Source organism: Geodermatophilus obscurus DSM 43160, assembly GCF_000025345.1.
Lineage (GTDB): Bacteria > Actinomycetota > Actinomycetes > Mycobacteriales > Geodermatophilaceae > Geodermatophilus > Geodermatophilus obscurus.
In genome coordinates this window covers 557,448-572,727 of sequence record NC_013757.1, presented here as the reverse complement: position 1 = coordinate 572,727, position 15,280 = coordinate 557,448, and the positions used below count along the sequence as shown (strand labels likewise).

General features: G+C 74.9%; 17 protein-coding genes and 1 tRNA gene. 9 read left to right on the top strand and 9 right to left on the bottom strand.

Annotated features, from left to right (window positions below; all coding sequences use genetic code 11):
• Positions 1 to 19: 19 nt before the first annotated feature.
• The 5 genes from GOBS_RS02625 to nth are packed head-to-tail and all read right to left on the bottom strand — an operon-like array spanning position 20 to position 3,798.
• Positions 20 to 1,213, bottom strand: coding sequence for a MarP family serine protease (locus GOBS_RS02625; protein ID WP_243697625.1), 1,194 nt, complete (start codon positions 1,211 to 1,213; stop codon positions 20 to 22).
• The gene (locus GOBS_RS02620; protein ID WP_012946745.1) at positions 1,210 to 1,653 is read right to left on the bottom strand and encodes a cupredoxin domain-containing protein; all 444 of its coding nucleotides are present in this window, start codon (positions 1,651 to 1,653) and stop codon (positions 1,210 to 1,212) included. Before GOBS_RS02620 ends, GOBS_RS02625 begins: the two co-directional genes overlap by 4 nt.
• Positions 1,654 to 1,664: 11 nt before the next feature.
• Positions 1,665 to 2,429: an NUDIX hydrolase gene (locus tag GOBS_RS02615; RefSeq protein ID WP_012946744.1), complete on the bottom strand. Its 765-nt coding sequence runs from the start codon at positions 2,427 to 2,429 to the stop codon at positions 1,665 to 1,667.
• Positions 2,426 to 3,016 carry a TlpA family protein disulfide reductase gene (locus GOBS_RS02610; RefSeq protein WP_012946743.1) on the bottom strand — a complete coding sequence of 197 codons (591 nt, stop codon included), beginning with the start codon at positions 3,014 to 3,016 and terminating at the stop codon, positions 2,426 to 2,428. The genes GOBS_RS02615 and GOBS_RS02610 overlap by 4 nt, the downstream gene beginning before the upstream one ends.
• Entirely contained in the window at positions 3,013 to 3,798 is a 786-nt protein-coding gene (gene nth, locus GOBS_RS02605) for an endonuclease III (protein ID WP_243697624.1), read from the bottom strand. Before nth ends, GOBS_RS02610 begins: the two co-directional genes overlap by 4 nt.
• Before the next feature lie 156 nt (positions 3,799 to 3,954).
• Here nth and GOBS_RS02600 point away from each other — a divergent pair, with 156 nt between their 5' ends.
• Entirely contained in the window at positions 3,955 to 4,197 is a 243-nt protein-coding gene (locus GOBS_RS02600) for a hypothetical protein (RefSeq protein ID WP_012946741.1), read from the top strand.
• Positions 4,198 to 4,374: 177 nt separating this feature from the next.
• Entirely contained in the window at positions 4,375 to 5,049 is a 675-nt protein-coding gene (locus tag GOBS_RS02595; RefSeq protein ID WP_012946740.1) for a Crp/Fnr family transcriptional regulator, read from the top strand.
• 82 nt (positions 5,050 to 5,131) lie between these two features.
• Here GOBS_RS02595 and GOBS_RS02590 read toward each other — a convergent pair whose 3' ends face one another.
• Genes GOBS_RS02590 through sp36 form a run of 3 tightly spaced genes read right to left on the bottom strand, consistent with a single transcriptional unit; the run spans position 5,132 to position 6,577 of the window.
• On the bottom strand, positions 5,132 to 5,926 hold the full coding sequence (locus GOBS_RS02590; protein WP_012946739.1) for an NUDIX hydrolase: 795 nt from the start codon (positions 5,924 to 5,926) through the stop codon (positions 5,132 to 5,134).
• The gene (locus tag GOBS_RS02585; RefSeq protein WP_012946738.1) at positions 5,923 to 6,396 is read right to left on the bottom strand and encodes a RidA family protein; all 474 of its coding nucleotides are present in this window, start codon (positions 6,394 to 6,396) and stop codon (positions 5,923 to 5,925) included. Before GOBS_RS02585 ends, GOBS_RS02590 begins: the two co-directional genes overlap by 4 nt.
• A gap of 7 nt (positions 6,397 to 6,403) precedes the next feature.
• The gene (sp36, locus tag GOBS_RS26730) at positions 6,404 to 6,577 is read right to left on the bottom strand and encodes a Sp36 family protein (protein ID WP_012946737.1); all 174 of its coding nucleotides are present in this window, start codon (positions 6,575 to 6,577) and stop codon (positions 6,404 to 6,406) included.
• Between the two features lie 93 nt (positions 6,578 to 6,670).
• On the opposite strand from sp36, the gene bagA reads away from it, so the two are divergent.
• The 3 genes from bagA to GOBS_RS02570 are packed head-to-tail and all read left to right on the top strand — an operon-like array spanning position 6,671 to position 11,128.
• Entirely contained in the window at positions 6,671 to 7,663 is a 993-nt protein-coding gene (bagA, locus tag GOBS_RS02580; protein WP_012946736.1) for an ATPase BagA, read from the top strand.
• Entirely contained in the window at positions 7,660 to 8,904 is a 1,245-nt protein-coding gene (gene bagB / locus GOBS_RS02575; protein ID WP_012946735.1) for an ATPase BagB, read from the top strand. The genes bagA and bagB overlap by 4 nt, the downstream gene beginning before the upstream one ends.
• Before the next feature lie 43 nt (positions 8,905 to 8,947).
• Positions 8,948 to 11,128, top strand: a complete 2,181-nt coding sequence (locus GOBS_RS02570; RefSeq protein WP_012946734.1) for a transglycosylase domain-containing protein — start codon at positions 8,948 to 8,950, stop codon at positions 11,126 to 11,128.
• Positions 11,129 to 11,196: 68 nt separating this feature from the next.
• On the opposite strand, the gene GOBS_RS02565 is transcribed toward GOBS_RS02570, so the two are convergent.
• The gene (locus GOBS_RS02565) at positions 11,197 to 11,649 is read right to left on the bottom strand and encodes a GatB/YqeY domain-containing protein (RefSeq protein WP_012946733.1); all 453 of its coding nucleotides are present in this window, start codon (positions 11,647 to 11,649) and stop codon (positions 11,197 to 11,199) included.
• A gap of 54 nt (positions 11,650 to 11,703) precedes the next feature.
• On the opposite strand from GOBS_RS02565, the gene GOBS_RS02560 reads away from it, so the two are divergent.
• From GOBS_RS02560 to GOBS_RS02545, 4 genes are all read left to right on the top strand, one after another.
• Entirely contained in the window at positions 11,704 to 12,615 is a 912-nt protein-coding gene (locus GOBS_RS02560) for a metallophosphoesterase (RefSeq protein WP_041241299.1), read from the top strand.
• 31 nt (positions 12,616 to 12,646) lie between these two features.
• Positions 12,647 to 12,720 (top strand) — tRNA-Pro (locus tag GOBS_RS02555).
• A 103-nt stretch (positions 12,721 to 12,823) separates the two neighbouring features.
• Positions 12,824 to 14,179, top strand: coding sequence for a hemolysin family protein (locus tag GOBS_RS02550; protein ID WP_012946731.1), 1,356 nt, complete (start codon positions 12,824 to 12,826; stop codon positions 14,177 to 14,179).
• Positions 14,176 to 15,276 carry a hemolysin family protein gene (locus GOBS_RS02545; RefSeq protein ID WP_012946730.1) on the top strand — a complete coding sequence of 367 codons (1,101 nt, stop codon included), beginning with the start codon at positions 14,176 to 14,178 and terminating at the stop codon, positions 15,274 to 15,276. Before GOBS_RS02550 ends, GOBS_RS02545 begins: the two co-directional genes overlap by 4 nt.
• Positions 15,277 to 15,280: the final 4 nt, after the last annotated feature.

The following is a 15,280-nucleotide window of genomic DNA, read 5'->3' as shown; positions in this document are numbered from 1 at the left end:
TGGGGAGGACGGGGTCCTCTCACTCGCAGGCGCCGGTCGCCACCGCGGACGACGAGGCCTGGCCGGTGACGGCCGCGCCCTCGACCTGCTCGTAGGTGAGCGCGTAGCCGGTGAGCGGGTCGTCGATGGCCGAGGCGAAGACGACGCCGAGCACCTGACCCTGCGGGTCGAACAGCGGACCGCCGGAGTTGCCCGCGCGCACCTCGCCGTAGAGCGCGTAGACGTCGCGGACCACGGTTTCCTCGTTGCGGAAGTCCGGGCCGCTGATGTCGGTGTGGTCGCGTACCCGCGCCGGCCCGACGAACAGCCCACCGCCGCCGGGGTAGCCCATGATGATCGCGTCGTCCCCGGAGTCGGCGGGCTCCGGCGCGAAGGTCAGCGGCACCTGCGGCAACCCGGGGACGGAGAGCACCGCGACGTCGGTCGCCTCGTCCACGTACACCGGGATGGCCTCGTACTCCTCGCCCTCCGCGGCCACGACCGGGTCGCTCACGCCGGCGAGCACGTGCGCGTTGGTCATGACCCGCTCCGGCGCGTAGACGAAGCCGGAGCCGTCGATCTGCCGGGAGCACGACGGCGCGACGCCGCTGATCTGCACCACCGAGCCCTGCACGGAGCTCACCACGGGGCTCTCCCGCAGCGCCTGGTCCGGGGCGGCGACGTCGGGGACCTGCGTGGGGGTCAGCGGGTCCAGGACGTCGGGCAGCCCGTTGTGGTCGATGGCCTCCCGGAGCGAGTCGTAGACGCCTCGCACGCCGGCGGGGACGCTGCGGTCGACCGCCTGCACCAGCGCCGACTGCTTCACCTGGCTGGCGACCTGGGGGAACGGCGCGTTGGCCAGCGGCGTGGCCACCATCCAGGCGACGAGCAGCACCGCGAGCGCCGACAGCACCGCACCGGCCACCGAATCGACGACCTCGGCCGGTTGCCACGTCACGCGTCGGCGCACCGCCCGGCCGATGGCGCCGGCCAGCACCTGCCCGAGGAGTGCCGCGGCGAGGACGACGACCAGCGCGGCGAAGACCCGGGTGGTCGCCGTCCCGTCGAGGCGGTCGGCCACCGGACGGGACAGCTGGGCACCGAGCACCGCGCCGCCGAAGAAGCCGAAGAAGGAGGTGGCCGAGACGATGACGCCCTGGCGGAACCCGGAGAAGGCGAAGACCAGTGCGAGTCCGATGAGGACGAGGTCGACGATCGACATGCCGGTGGTCAACCGCTGACCGTCATGGTGCCGAACTGCTGCAGCTGGGTGTGGAAGCTGCACTCGAAGCCGTACTCACCGGGCGTGGTCGCGGTGAACTCGACGGTGCGGGTCTCCCCCGGCGTCAGCAGCGGGATCTCCGGGTCGATCGGCGCGGGGCCGTCGTCCGGGGTGAAGCGGAAGTTGTGCGTCATCTGCTCGGCGACGTTGACCACGGTGAGCCGCACCGGGCCGGGCGCGACGGTGAACGTGCTGGGGGTGAAGACGTAGTCGTCCTGCGTCTGCAGGGTGACCTCCTGGACGCCGTCGGGCGCCGTCGTCACCGTGCCCAGCGCCGGACCGGACGACGGTGCCGCCTCCTGCCCGGCCGTCCCCCCGCCGCCACCGCAGCCGGTGAGGACGGTGACGGCCAGCACTCCCCCGGCGAGCAGCGCGCCGCCGCGTCGCGACATCCCCAGCCCCCTCATCGCGGGGGAACGGTACTTGCCGGAGGGCCGTCAGGTGCGGGGTCGGCGACCGTCGGCGCGGCGGCGTCCTCGTCGTCCGTGGGATCGAGGGTGCCGGGCAGCTGCGGGCGGCGGGCACCGAGCGCCGGCAGCGGCCGCACGTCCGTCGCGTCCCAGGGCCGGGCCAGCCCGGCCGCCTCGAGGATCGCGTCGAGCAGGCCGCCGGTGAAGCCCCAGACGACCATGCCGGCGACGCCGAACGCCGGGCCGACGTAGCCCGACGGGTGGCGGATCCGGAAGCGGTTGGCCGGGTCGGCGAGGTCGGCCAGCGGCACCCGTGCCACCCGGGCGACCTCGCGCGGGTCGCCGACGGTGACGTCGCGCGGGTCGTCCCACCAGGCCACGACCGGCACCACGAGGTTGTCCGAGGGCCCGAGGAACAGCTCCGGCAGCGTGGCCAGCACGCGGACGCCGTCCGGGTCGATGCCCGCCTCCTCCTCGGCCTCCCGCAGCGCGGTGCCCACGGGGTAGTCGTCACCGGGGTCGGCGCCGCCGCCGGGGAAGGCCGGCTGCCCGGCGTGGGTGCGCAGGTGCGCGGACTTCTCGATCAACAGGACGTCGGCGCCGCGTGGACCCTCGCCGAAGAGGATCAGGACCGCCGAGCGGCGGGCGGTCGCCGTCGGCCGGGGCATCCGGTGGCGCAACGGCAGGTCGTCGCCCACGTCGAGCAGCCGGCGCAGGTACTCCGGCAGCGCGGCGCCGGGCGTGGCCGCGTCAGTCACAGCGTCACCCCGAGGTGCTCGGCGACCAGGCCCTCCAGCTCGGCGACGTCGGCCACGGGGCCCACCTGGACGTGCGCGATCCCGCCGTCGGCGTCGAGGAGGTAGGTGTAGGGCAGCGCGCCCAGGCCCAGCTCGGCCATCAGCTCCCCCTCCCCGTCGAAGGCGCTGGGGAAGGTGGCGCCGGCGTCCGCGGCGAAGGAGGCCGCCTGCGGAGCGCCGTCCCGGCTGATCACGCCGACCACCGCCAGCCGGTCCCCGCCGGCGTCGGCCAGCTGCTGCACCAGCGGCAGCTCCTCCCGGCAGGGACCGCACCAGCTGGCCCACAGGTTCACCACGGTGGGTACGCCGGGCGCCCGGCCGAGGTCGAGCGAGCCCCCACCGGGGCAGGCGAGGTCCAGGGCCGGCAGCGTATCCGCGCCCTCCGCCGGCCGGTCGGGCTGCTCCGGGCACGCCCCGAGGACCGTCAGTGGGTCGGGGGACGGCGACGCCGCGGCGCCGTCGGGCTCCTCCGTCGCGTCCGCGGTGCACCCGGCCAGCGCCAGCCCCAGCGCCAGCACGCCGGCCGCCGTCCTGTCGCCGGTGCTCATTCGGTGTCGGAGGCGGCCGGGGTCTTGACCAGCTTCGTGGCGACCTCCGGGTCGGTCGGGCCGATGCCGTACGACGGGCACCACCGGGCCAGGCCGCACGCGCCGCAGGCCGCCTTCTTGGCGTGGCACACCCGCCGGCCGTGGAAGATCACCCGGTGGCTGAACATGGTCCACTCGCGCTTGGGGATCAGCTCGGCGACCTCGGCCTCGACCCTGACCGGGTCCTCCTCCGCCGTCCAGCCGAACCGCCGGACCAGCCGGCCGAAGTGGGTGTCGACGGTGAGCCCGGGGACGTCGAAGGCGTTGCCCAGGACGACGTTGGCGGTCTTGCGGCCCACGCCGGGCAGGGTGACCAGGTCGGCCATGCGGCCCGGGACCTCGCCGTCGAACCGCTCGAGCAGCGCCTGCGCGAGGCCGAGCACCGAGTTCGCCTTGGCGCGGAAGAAGCCGGTGGGCTTGAGGACCTCCTCCAGCTCCGCGCGGTCGGCGCCGGCCAGTGCCTGCGCGTCCGGGTACTTCGCGAACAGCACGGGCGTGACCCGGTTGACCGTCTTGTCGGTGGTCTGCGCCGACAGCACGGTGGCGACCAGCAGCTCGAAGGCGTTGGTGAAGTCGAGCTCGCAGTGCGCGTCGGGGTGGATCACCGCCAGCTCGCGGGCCATCCGCCGCGCCCGCCGGGTGCGCGCCAGCGGCGTCTCCTGCGGGTCGAACGGGGAGCCGCCCCGGGCAGCGGCACGGCGGGCGCGCGGCGGGACGGGCCGGGCGTAGGCGGGCGAGGACACGCGGTCGAGGGTAGGCGGACCGGCTGACAGGGCCCGTGCCATCATCGCGACCGCCGTCGCCGGGGCTTCCCGCGCGACGCCCCGGGGTACACAGGAGTGCACGCGCGAGCCGGCCGGCCCGGTCCGCGTCCTGCGACGAGGAGAGAGGAGGAGCCGGTGGTCGCCCTCATCGTCATCCTGTTCCCGCCCCTGGTCATCGCCTTCCTGCTGGTGATGGAACGCGTCGAGGAGCCGCTGCGCCGGCCTGCCGGCCCCCGCGAGGTGGCCGAGTTCCTCTCCACCGCCAGCGCCGGCGAGGTCGACACGCTGGCCAACTCCGGCATCCGTCGCGCCATGGTCCGCTGGCGGCGACGTCGCGCATCGCGGGTGCGTCGCGGGGCCGAGCCGCCCGTGGTCTGACGGACTGCCCGTCCGACCAGCACTTCCTCACCCCTCGGGGTGGCCGGGTGTCCCACCGATCGGGTGACGACGCGCACAGGCCCCTAGACTCTCTGCGGACGGCGCCGCGAGGACGCGGCTGCCGACCGGGCCGGCCGCGTGCCGGTGTCCCCAGGTGTGTGTGCGAGAGGACGCGTAGTGGACGAGGTGCTGGGTCAGTCCGGGCTCTTCCAGGGGCTGCCGGAAGAGGCGGTGGACCCGGTCGCGAGCCGCCTGGAGACCGTGACGCTCCCGCGCGGCCGTGTGGTCTTCAACGAGGGCGAGCCGGGCGACAGCCTCTACATCGTCCTCTCCGGCAAGATCAAGCTCTCCCGCCGGGCACCCGACGGCCGCGAGAACGTGCTGGCCGTGATGGGACCCTCCGACCAGTTCGGTGAGCTCTCGGTCTTCGACCCCGGCCCGCGCACCGCGACCGCCACCGCGGTCACCGACGTCAAGCTGGCCCGCATGCCGCAGTCGGTGCTGCGCCCGTGGATCGAGGCCCACCCCGAGGTCGGCGAGCGGCTGCTGCACGTGCTGGCCCGCCGGCTGCGCCGCACCAACGACTCCGTCGCCGACCTGATCTTCACCGACGTCCCCGGCCGCGTCGCCAAGGCGCTGCTGCAGATGGCCGACCGGTTCGGCAGCCGCGAGGGCGAGGGCCTGCGGGTCAAGCACGACCTGACCCAGGAGGAGCTCGCCCAGCTGGTCGGCGCCTCCCGCGAGACGGTCAACAAGGCGCTGGCCGACTTCGTGCACCGTGGCTGGATCCAGCTGCAGGGCAAGTCGGTCGTCGTCCTCGACGAGGAGCGCCTGCGCCGCCGCGCGCGGTGACACCGCGGTCCTGCGCCACTGCGCGAGAAGGGCCCCATCCCGCACCGGGATGGGGCCCTTCTCGCGCAGTCGGTCCGGGGGCTCAGGAGGGCAGCGGCACCACGATCCTGATGCGGGTCCCGTCGGGCAGGACCGCCCAGCGGCCGTCGGGCTCGTCGGCGAACCACGGGCAGATCGGGTGCAGCGGCTCCGGCGGCGACCCCGCCAGGGCAGCGGCGACGTCGGCGAAGGGCTCGAGCTGCCCGAGGGTGTGGATCGTCGGCGGCAGCATCGGCCGGGTGCCGGCGGCCATCTCGGCCAGTGCCGCGGGCGGCGTCAGCCAGCTGACCTCGTCGGCCTCGCCGGTGACGTGCCGGGCCTCCTGGCCGACCGGCAGCGCCGCGGCGAAGAACTTGGTGTCGTAGCGCCGCGGCTCGGCCGGCGGGGTGATCCAGTGCGCGAAGGGCCGCAGCAGGTCCGAGCGCAGGGCCAGCCCGCGGTCGGCGAGCAGCTCGGCGAGCGACAGCTCCCGGGCCAGCAGGGCCTGGCGCTGCACCTCCCAGTCCTCGCCCGAGACGTCCGGTACGACGTCGCCGCCGTCGGCCGTCCCCGCGAGCAGGACACCGGCCTCCTCGAACGTCTCACGGACCGCCGCGCAGACCAGCTCGCGCGCGGTCCGCTCGTCGCAGCCGAAGGCGTGCGCCCACTCGGCGGGCGACGGGCCCGCCCACGCGGTCTCGACGTCGCCGTCCCGCGGGTCGACGCCGCCGCCCGGGTACGCGGTCATCCCGCCGGCGAACGGCATCCCGCGGGTGCGCCGGAGCAGGTACACCTCCAGCCCGGGGACGCCGTTGCGCAGCAGCAGCACCGTCGCCGCCTGCCGCGGCTCCGCGCTCACCTCAGCTCGACCGTGAGCTCGACCTCGACGGGGGCGCCCAGCGGGAGCTCGGCCACGCCTATGGCGCTGCGGGCGTGCCGGCCCGCGTCACCGAAGACCCGGCCGAGCAGCTCGCTGGCCCCGTTCACCACCCGCGGCTGGCCGGTGAAGCCCTCCGCGCTGGCGACGTAGCCGACCACCCGGACGACGCGGGCCACCGAGTCCAGTCCCACCAGGTCGTCGATCGCGGCGAGGGCGTTGAGGGCGCACAGCTTGGCGTCGTGCGCGGCGTCCTCGGGGTCGACCGAGCCGCCCACCTTGCCGGTGCGGCGCAGTCCGCCGTCGACGAAGGGCAGCTGGCCGGAGGTGTAGACCAGCTGGCCGCTGCGCACCGCCGGGACGTAGGCGGCGACCGGCGCGGCGACCGCGGGCAGCCGGATGCCGAGCTCGACCAGCCGGGCGTGCCAGCTGGAGGTCTGCGGGCTGGTCATGACCCGGTCAGCCGACGGGGCGCTTGAGGTAGGCCACGGGCTGGTCGGCCCCGCCCGGGCCGGGCAGCACGGTCACCAGCTCCCAGCCGTCGACGCCCCAGGAGTCGAGGATCGCCTTGGTGTTGTGGATCAGCAGCGGGATGGTGGCGTACTCCCACCTGACGCGGGCGGATTCGCTCATGGCCGCGACGCTAGCGCAGCGGTGTCCGCACCGTGTCGGGCCGCACACGGCTGCGGGAGGCCCGGGTGGCGGGGTCCTCCTAGGCTCGTGTCCGTGAGTCCCGTCCCCTCCTCCGTGCGCTGCCACGTCGTCACCGGGAAGGGCGGGACCGGCAAGACCACGGTCGCCGCGGCCCTGGCACTGGCCCTCGCCGCCGACGGCCGCCAGGTGCTGCTGGTGGAGACCGAGGGCCGCCAGGGCATCGCCCAGCTGTTCGACACCCCGCCGCTGCCCTACGAGGAGCGGCGGGTCGCCGTCGCCCGCGGCGGCGGGGTGGTCAAGGCCCTGGCGATCGACGTCGAGGAGGCCCTCCTCGAGTACCTCGAGATGTTCTACAACCTGCGGCGGGCCGGGCGGGCGCTGCGCCGGGTGGGTGCCGTCGACTTCGCCACGACGATCGCCCCGGGCCTGCGGGACGTGCTGCTCACCGGCAAGGTCAAGGAGGCGGTGACCCGCCGCCACGACGGCCGCCCGGTCTACGACGCCGTCGTCGTCGACGCCCCGCCGACCGGCCGGATCACCCGCTTCCTCAACGTCACCGGCGAGATGGCCGGGCTGACCCGTTCCGGGCCGATCAAGACGCAGAGCGACGGCGTCATGGCCGTGCTCAAGTCACCGCAGACGGCGGTCCACCTGGTGACGCTGCTGGAGGACATGCCGGTGCAGGAGACCGCCGACGCCATCGCCGAGCTCACCGCGGCCGGGCTGCCGGTCGGCTCGGTGGTGGTGAACATGGCCACCGAGCCGGCGCTGCCCGAACCCGCGCTGGCCCGCGCCGCGCAGGACGGGCTGACCGGCGCCGACCTGGCCCCGGCCCTGGCCGCGGCAGGACTGCAGGACGTCGCGGGGCTGGCCGACGCGCTCGCCGCCGAGGCCACCGATCACGCCCGGCGCTGGGCCGCGCAGGACGAGCTGCGCGACGAGGTCGAGGCGCTCGACCGGCCGACGGTCGAGCTGCCGCTGCTGCCCGGCCCGATGGACCTCGGCGCGCTGTTCGAGCTCGCCGGCCGCCTGGAGGAGCACCTGCGGACCGAGGTGGCGGCATGAGCGCAGCGACCGAGGCGACGACCGGGCGCACCCGCCGGTCCCCGCGGCCGCCGGCACCCCCCACCGCGGAGGCCCTGCCGCTGGAGCTCGCCGAGTTGATCACCGACCCGGACACCCGGATCGTGGTCTGCTGCGGCGCCGGCGGCGTGGGCAAGACGACGACGTCCGCGGCCCTGGCGCTGGCCGCGGCGGAGGCCGGCCGCACGGTCGTCGTCCTCACCATCGACCCGGCCCGCCGGCTGGCCCAGTCCCTGGGCCTCGTGGAGCTGGACAACGAGCCGCGGCGGGTCGACGTCCCCGGGGCCCGGGGTGAGCTGCACGCGATGATGCTGGACATGAAGCGCACGTTCGACGACATCGTCGTGGCGCACTCCACGCCCGAACGTGCCCAGCAGATCCTCGAGAACCCCTTCTACCAAACGCTGTCCTCGTCCTTCGCCGGGACGCAGGAGTACATGGCGATGGAGAAGCTGGGCCAGCTGCGGGCCGGCGACCGGTGGGACCTGATCATCGTCGACACCCCGCCGTCACGGTCGGCGCTGGACTTCCTCGACGCCCCGAACCGGATGAGCCGCTTCCTCGACGGCACGATGATCCGGCTGCTCACCGCGCCGAGCCGCACCGGCTTCAGGATCGCCAGCGCCGGCTTCCTGTTCTTCAGCCGGATTATCTCCAAGATCCTCGGCGGGCAGCTGCTGCGGGACATCTCCGCGTTCGTGTCCGCCCTGGACACCATGTTCGGCGGGTTCCGGGAGCGGGCGACCGCCACCTACGAGCTGCTGCGCCGGCCGGGGACCTGGTTCGTCGTCGTGGCGACGCCCGAGCCCGACGCCCTGCGGGAGGCCTCCTACTTCGTCGACCGGCTCTCAGCCGAGCAGATGCCGCTGGCCGGGTTGGTGGTCAACCGGACCCACCCGCCGACGACGACGGCGCTGTCGGCGACCCGGGCCGACGGTGCCGCCGAGGAGGCCCTCGAGTCGGGGCGGGAGGGCGCCGAGCTCGCTGCCGGGGCGCTGCGGGTGCACGCCGAGCGGATGACGCTGGCCACCCGTGAGCAGCACCTGGCCGACCGGTTCACCAGCGCCCACCCGGAGGTCGCCGTCCGCACGGTGCCGGCCGCCGCCGGCGACGTGCACGACCTCGACGGGCTGCGCGTCATGGCCGACGCGCTGACCGGTCCGGACGGCGACACGCCGACGGGTGTGCCGCGGCGGCGCATCCTCCCCGCGCGCCGTCGCTGAGCGCGGACGCCCGGCAGCCCGCCGCCACGTACATTGGCGCCCGATGTCTGCCGACGCCTCCGATCGCCCCCGGGTCCTGGCGAAGCTCGCCGCGACGATCGTCCTCGCCGGTGCCCTGGTCGCCGGCATGCTGCTGCCGTTCGTGGGCGGCACCGGTCTCGCCGCGCGCAACTCCGCCTCACTGCTCGACGCCCTGCCGGTCGAGCTGACCGACGAGACGCCGGCGGGCAACACCCGCGTGCTGGCGGCCGACGGCTCGCTGATCACGATGTTCTACCGGAACGACCGGACGCCGGTGCCGTCGGACCGGATCGCCCCCGTGATGAAGCAGGCGCTCGTCGCGATCGAGGACGCCCGCTTCGAGCTGCACAACGGTCTGGACGTGCAGGGCACGCTGCGCGCCCTGGCGACCAACGTGGCGGCGGGCTCGGTGCAGGAGGGCGGCTCGACGCTCACCCAGCAGCTGGTCAAGCAGACCCTCGCGCAGACCGCCGACACCGCCGAGGAGCGGCAGGCGGCCACCGAGGAGAGCGTGGGCCGCAAGCTGCGGGAGGCGCGGATGGCCCTCGCCTTGGAGGAGGAGTACTCCAAGGACGAGATCCTCACCCGCTACCTCAACCTCGTGTACTTCGGGCAGGGCGCCTACGGCGTGCAGGCCGCCGCGCAGCGCTACTTCAGCGTGGACGCCGCCGACCTGACCCTGCCGCAGGCGGCCATGCTGGCCGGCCTGGTGCAGAGCCCGTCCAACGACGACCCGATCACCAACCCGGAGAACGGGCAGACCCGCCGCAACCAGGTGCTGCAGGCGATGGTCGGCGCAGGCCAGATCGACCAGGCCCAGGTCGACGAGATCTCGGCGCAGCCGGTGCAGGTGGCGCCGGGCGCCGCCGCGCCCAACGGCTGCATCGACGCCACGGTCGGCGGCTTCTTCTGCGCCTACCTGGCCGACTACCTCCGCAACACGCTCGGGCTCAGCCAGGAGCTCCTCGACGACGGCGGCCTGACGATCCAGACGACGCTGCGGCCGGACCTGCAGCGCTCCGGTGACCAGGCGGTCCTGGGCGAGCTGGCCATGGGCGACTCGCTGGCGGGTACGTTCACCGCCGTCGAGCCGGGCACCGGCCACGTGCTGGCGATGAGCGCCAACCGCCGCTTCGGCTGCGCCGGGCCCGAGTGCGAGTCGGTGAACCTCAACGTCGTCCCCGGGCAGGGCTCCGGCTCCACCTACAAGGTGTTCACCGCGGCCGCCGCGCTCGAGCAGGGCCTCCCGATCTCGCACGTCATCACGGCGAGCGAGCCCTACGTCTCGCGCGTGTACAAGGACGGCGCCGGGCGTTACGACGTCGAGAACGTCGGGAACAGCTACCCGCGGACGCTGTCGATGGCCGAGGCCCTGGTCCGCTCGTCCAACACCTACTTCCTCGCGCTGGAGGACCGGCTGGGCAGCGTGGAGGGCCCGGTGCGCGCGGCCGAGCGGATGGGCCTGTTCCAGTTCAGCGACCCGGGGCTGCCGCAGCAGATCATCGACGAGAACCGAGGCTCGTTCACCTTCGGGCCGGAGTCGACCAGCCCCCTCGCCCTGGCCAGCGCCTACTCCACGCTCGCCGCCAACGGCACCCAGTGCGACCCGTCGCCGGTGACCGCCGTGCTCGACCGGGACGGGCAGCCGCTCACCGGCGACGACGGCCGGCCGGTCGTCCGGGACGACCGGTGCACGCCCGGCGCGGTCTCGACGGAGGTGGCCACGACCCTCAACCAGGTGCTGGTCGGCGACACCGAGTCGCCGTTCGGCACCGGCCGCAACGCCGCCATCCCCGGACACGACATCGCCGGCAAGACCGGCACCAGCCAGGACAACCTCTCCGTGGCGTTCGTGGGCTACACGCCGCAGTACGCGGCCAGCGTGATGGTCTACAACCCCAAGGAGCGCGAGCAGGTCCGCGGCTTCGGCGGCGGCATGCCGGCGACGATCTTCTACCACGCGATGGCCCCGATCCTCGCCGGGCAGCCGGCCGTGCCGTTCACCGCACCGGCGCCGGCCCCCGCGCCGGCAGCTCCGGCGGCATCCGGGTCGGCGCCCGACGCGGCGCCTGCGCCCGAGGCGGCTCCGGCGCCCGGCGATGCCCCGGCCCCCGAGGCGGCTCCGGCGGCGGACGGCGCGACCCCTGCCGACCCGGCCGGCGCTCCGGCCCCGGTGGACCCGGCGGCTGCGCCGGCCGGCTGAAGGAGGACCACCCTTCCCCCCACGCCTCGCAGGCGCAGGCGGAGGGACCCTGAACGGCGGCCGCCCTCTCAGCCCAGCTGGCGGCGGACCTCGGCGGCCACCCGGCCGCCCTCGGCCCGGCCGGCGACCTCCTTCTGCACCGCGCCCATGACCCGGCCCATGTCCTTCCTGCCGCCGGCGCCGGTGCGGGTGACGACGTCGGCGACCAGCGCGGCGAGGTCGGCGTCCGCCAGCTGCGCCGGCAGGTAGGCGGCCACCACGTCGCCCTCCGCCCGCTCCCGGTCGGCCTGCTCGGTGCGGCCCGCGGTGGCGAAGGCGTCGGCGGCCTCCCGGCGCTTCTTGGCCTCGCGGCGCAGCACCGCCTGCACCTCGTCGTCACTGAGCTCGCGGGCCTCCTTGCCGGCCACCTCCTCCGCGCTGACCGCGGCGAGCACCATCCGCAGCGTGGCGGTGCGCAGTTCGTCCCGGGACTTCATCGCGGTGGTCAGGTCGGTGCGCAGCTGTTCCTTCAGGTCGGACACGTGCGCCAGCCTCGCACGGCGCGTTCCGGCGACGCGCCCGTAATCTCGGCTGCCGTGCGTGCGACCACAGCCCTCCCGACCGCCGTCCTCGGGTCCGCGACCGCGGGGATCGCCTACGCCTCCCTCTACGAGCGCACCCGCTGGACGCTGCGCCGCTTCGACGTCCCGGTGCTCGCCCCGGGCTCCGCGCCGCTGCGGGTGCTGCACCTGTCCGACCTGCACATGACCGCCGGGCAGCGGTCCAAGCAGGAGTGGGTGGCCTCCCTGGCCGACCTCCAGCCGGACCTGGTGGTGGACACCGGCGACAACCTGGCCGGGATGGACGCCGTCCCGGGGACGCTGCGGGCGCTCGAGCCGCTGCTGGACCTGCCCGGCGCCTTCGTGCTGGCCAGCAACGACTACTACGCGCCGCGGCCGAAGAACCCGCTCAAGTACTTCAAGCGAGAGCACAAGCGGGTCCACGGCGACGAGCTCCCCTGGCGGGACCTCCGCGACGCCATGGCCGCCCGCGGCTGGCTCGACCTGACCAACGCCCGCGGCGAGCTGGTCGTGGACGGACGGCGCATCGTCTTCGCCGGCGTCGACGACTCGCACCTGCGGCTCGACCGCTACGACCTCGTCGCCGGCCCCGCCGACCCGACCGCGGACCTGCGCATCGGGCTGGCCCACTCCCCCGAGCCACGGGTGCTCGACCGCTTCGCCGCCGACGGCCACGACCTGCTGCTGTGCGGGCACACCCACGGCGGGCAGCTGCGGGTGCCCTTCTACGGCGCGCTGGTGACCAACTGCGGCATCGACCGCGACCGGGTCCGCTGGCTGCACCGCTGGGCCGAGCCGTCGGCGACCCACCCGCACGGCACCTGGCTGCACGTCTCGGCCGGTCTGGGCACCAGCCCCTACGCGCCGTACCGCTTCGCCTGCCCGCCGGAGGCGACGCTGCTCACCCTGACCGCCCGTCGGACCTGAGGTCGGCGTCGGCTAGACTCGGTCCGCACCTCGGGGTGTGGCGCAGCTTGGTAGCGCGCGTCGTTCGGGACGACGAGGTCGCAGGTTCAAATCCTGTCACCCCGACACACTGCTCAGGGGCCGCCGCGAGGCGGCCCCTGAGTCGTCCCGGGGGTGCGTGCGCCGCGTCATGGGTTGGCGGGGGCCCCATCCGGGCACCGGGCCCCCGATGACCGAGTGGTTGCTCCTCCTCGCCGCCGTGGCGCTCACGGCACTGACCGGTTTCTTCGTGGCCGCCGAGTTCTCCCTGACCACGGTCGACCGCGGGCGGGCCGAGCAGGCCGCGGCGTCCGGGGACCGCGGGGCCCGGGGTGTCGTCGCGGCGCTGCGCACGCTGTCCACCCAGCTCTCGGCCGCCCAGCTGGGCATCACGATCACCACGCTGGTCGTCGGCTACCTGGCCGAGCCCGCGCTGGGCCAGCTGCTGCGCGGCCCCCTGGAGGCGGCCGGGCTGCCCGCCGGCTGGGTCACCGGCGTCTCCTACGGTCTGGCGCTGGCGCTGGCCACCACGCTGCAGATGCTGATCGGCGAGCTCGGTCCCAAGAACCTGGCCATCGCCCGCCCGCTGCCCGTCGCTGCCGCGGTGGCCCCAGGGATGCGCGCCTTCACCCGGGTCACCGGCGTCGTCGTGCACGCCCTCCAGGCCCTGGCCAACGCGATCGTCCGGCGCCTGGGCTTCGAGCCGCGCGAGGAGCTGGAGTCCGCGCGCGGCGCCGACGAGCTGGCCGCGGTGGCCCGCCGCTCGGCCGAGGAGGGTGACCTCTCGCCGCGCGCGGCCCGGCTGCTGGAGCGCTCCCTCGCGCTGCGCGACAAGGTCGCCGCCGACGTGATGACCCCGCGCACCCAGATGTGGGCGCTGCGCGCGGACGCCACCGCGGCCGACGTCATCGGCGCGGCGGTCGCCTCGGGTTCGTCCCGCTTCCCGCTCTACGGCGCCGGCCTCGACGAGGTCACCGGGGTCGTGCACGTCAAGCACGCGGTCGCCGTCCCGGAGGACCAGCGGGGCGTCGTGCCGGCCGAGGAGCTCGCGGTGCCGATCCTCACCGCGCCCTCGCTGCTGCGGGTGGAGCGGCTGCTGGACCTCCTGCGCGAGGAGGGCCTGCAGATGGCCCTGGTGGTGGACGAGTGGGGCGCGACGCACGGCATCGTGACGCTGGAGGACATCGTGGAGGAGGTCGTCGGCGAGATCGCCGACGAGACCGACCGCCCGCTGCGGCTGCTGCGCCGGGTGGATCCGCAGACCTGGCTGCTGTCCGGGCTGCTGCGGCCCGACGAGGTGCGGGAGCGCACCGGCGTCCCGGTGCCCGAGGGCCGCTACGAGACGCTCGGCGGCTACCTCGCCGAGCAGCTGCAGCGCCTGCCCGCCGTGGGTGACACGGTGCCCGTCGAGGGCGGGGAGCTGACCGTGGAGACGATCGAGGGACGGCGGGTGGCCCGGGTGCGGGCGCTGATGCGGGACGGCTACGCCTCGGGGGCGACCGCCGTCCGGCTCGTCGAGGACGACGAGAAGGAGCCGGCCGCGTGAGTGACGTCCTCAGCCTGCTGGTCCTGGTGGCCCTGCTGCTGGGCAACGCCTTCTTCGTCGCGGCGGAGTTCGCGCTGGTCACGGCACGTCCCGACCAGCTGGAGCCTCGGGCGGCGGCCGGCTCGGCGCGGGCCCGGAAGACCATCCGGGCGATGCGCAACGTCTCGGCGATGATGGCCGGCGCGCAGCTGGGCATCACGCTGTGCTCGCTGGGCCTCGGCGCGGTCGGCGAGCCGGCGGTGGCGCACCTGATCGAGACGCCGATGGCGGCCCTCGGCGTCCCGGAGGGGCTGCTGCACCCGATCGCGCTGGTCATCGCGCTGTCGCTCGTGACCGTGCTGCACATGGTGCTCGGCGAGATGGTGCCCAAGAACATCACCATCGCCGGGCCCGACCGCGCCGCGCTGCTGCTCGGCCCGCCGCTGGCGGCGTTCGTCCGGCTGCTCGGTCCGGTGATCCGGCTGTTCAACGCCGCGGCCAACGCGATGGTCCGGCTGGCCGGCGTCCAGCCGACCGACGAGGTGGCGGCCAGCTTCGACGAGGCCGAGATCCGCTCGATGATCAGCCAGTCGCGGCGGGAGGGCCGGCTCGGCAGCGAGGTCGGCGAGCTGGCCGCCGGGGCGCTGACCTTCGACCAGGACGAGCTGGAGGCGGTCCTGCTCCCCCTCGACCGGCTGGTCACGGTGCCCCGCTCCACCACGCCGCGACGGCTGGAGGCGGTCGTCGCCGAGCACGGCTTCAGCCGCTACCCCGTCCGCGACCACGACGGCGCGCTGCTCGGCTACGTGCACGTCAAGGACGTGCTCGGGGTGGAGCCCGAGGCCCGCGACCGGCCCATCGCCGACGAGCACGTCATCCCGTTCATCCCCCTGCAGCCCGGCGCGGCCCTGCCCGACGTGCTGACCGCGATGCGCGACGCCGGCGCCCACCTGGGCCGGGTGCTCGACGGCGGGCGGACCGTGGGCCTGGTCGCGCTCGAGGACGTGCTGGAGCGGCTCATCGGCGACATCCGTGACGCGGCCGCCGAGACCTCCCGCCGGCTCGAGGAGCCGGCCCGGGGCGGCGCCGGGGCCGGTGCGGGCGCCGGGGGAAGATGAGGCG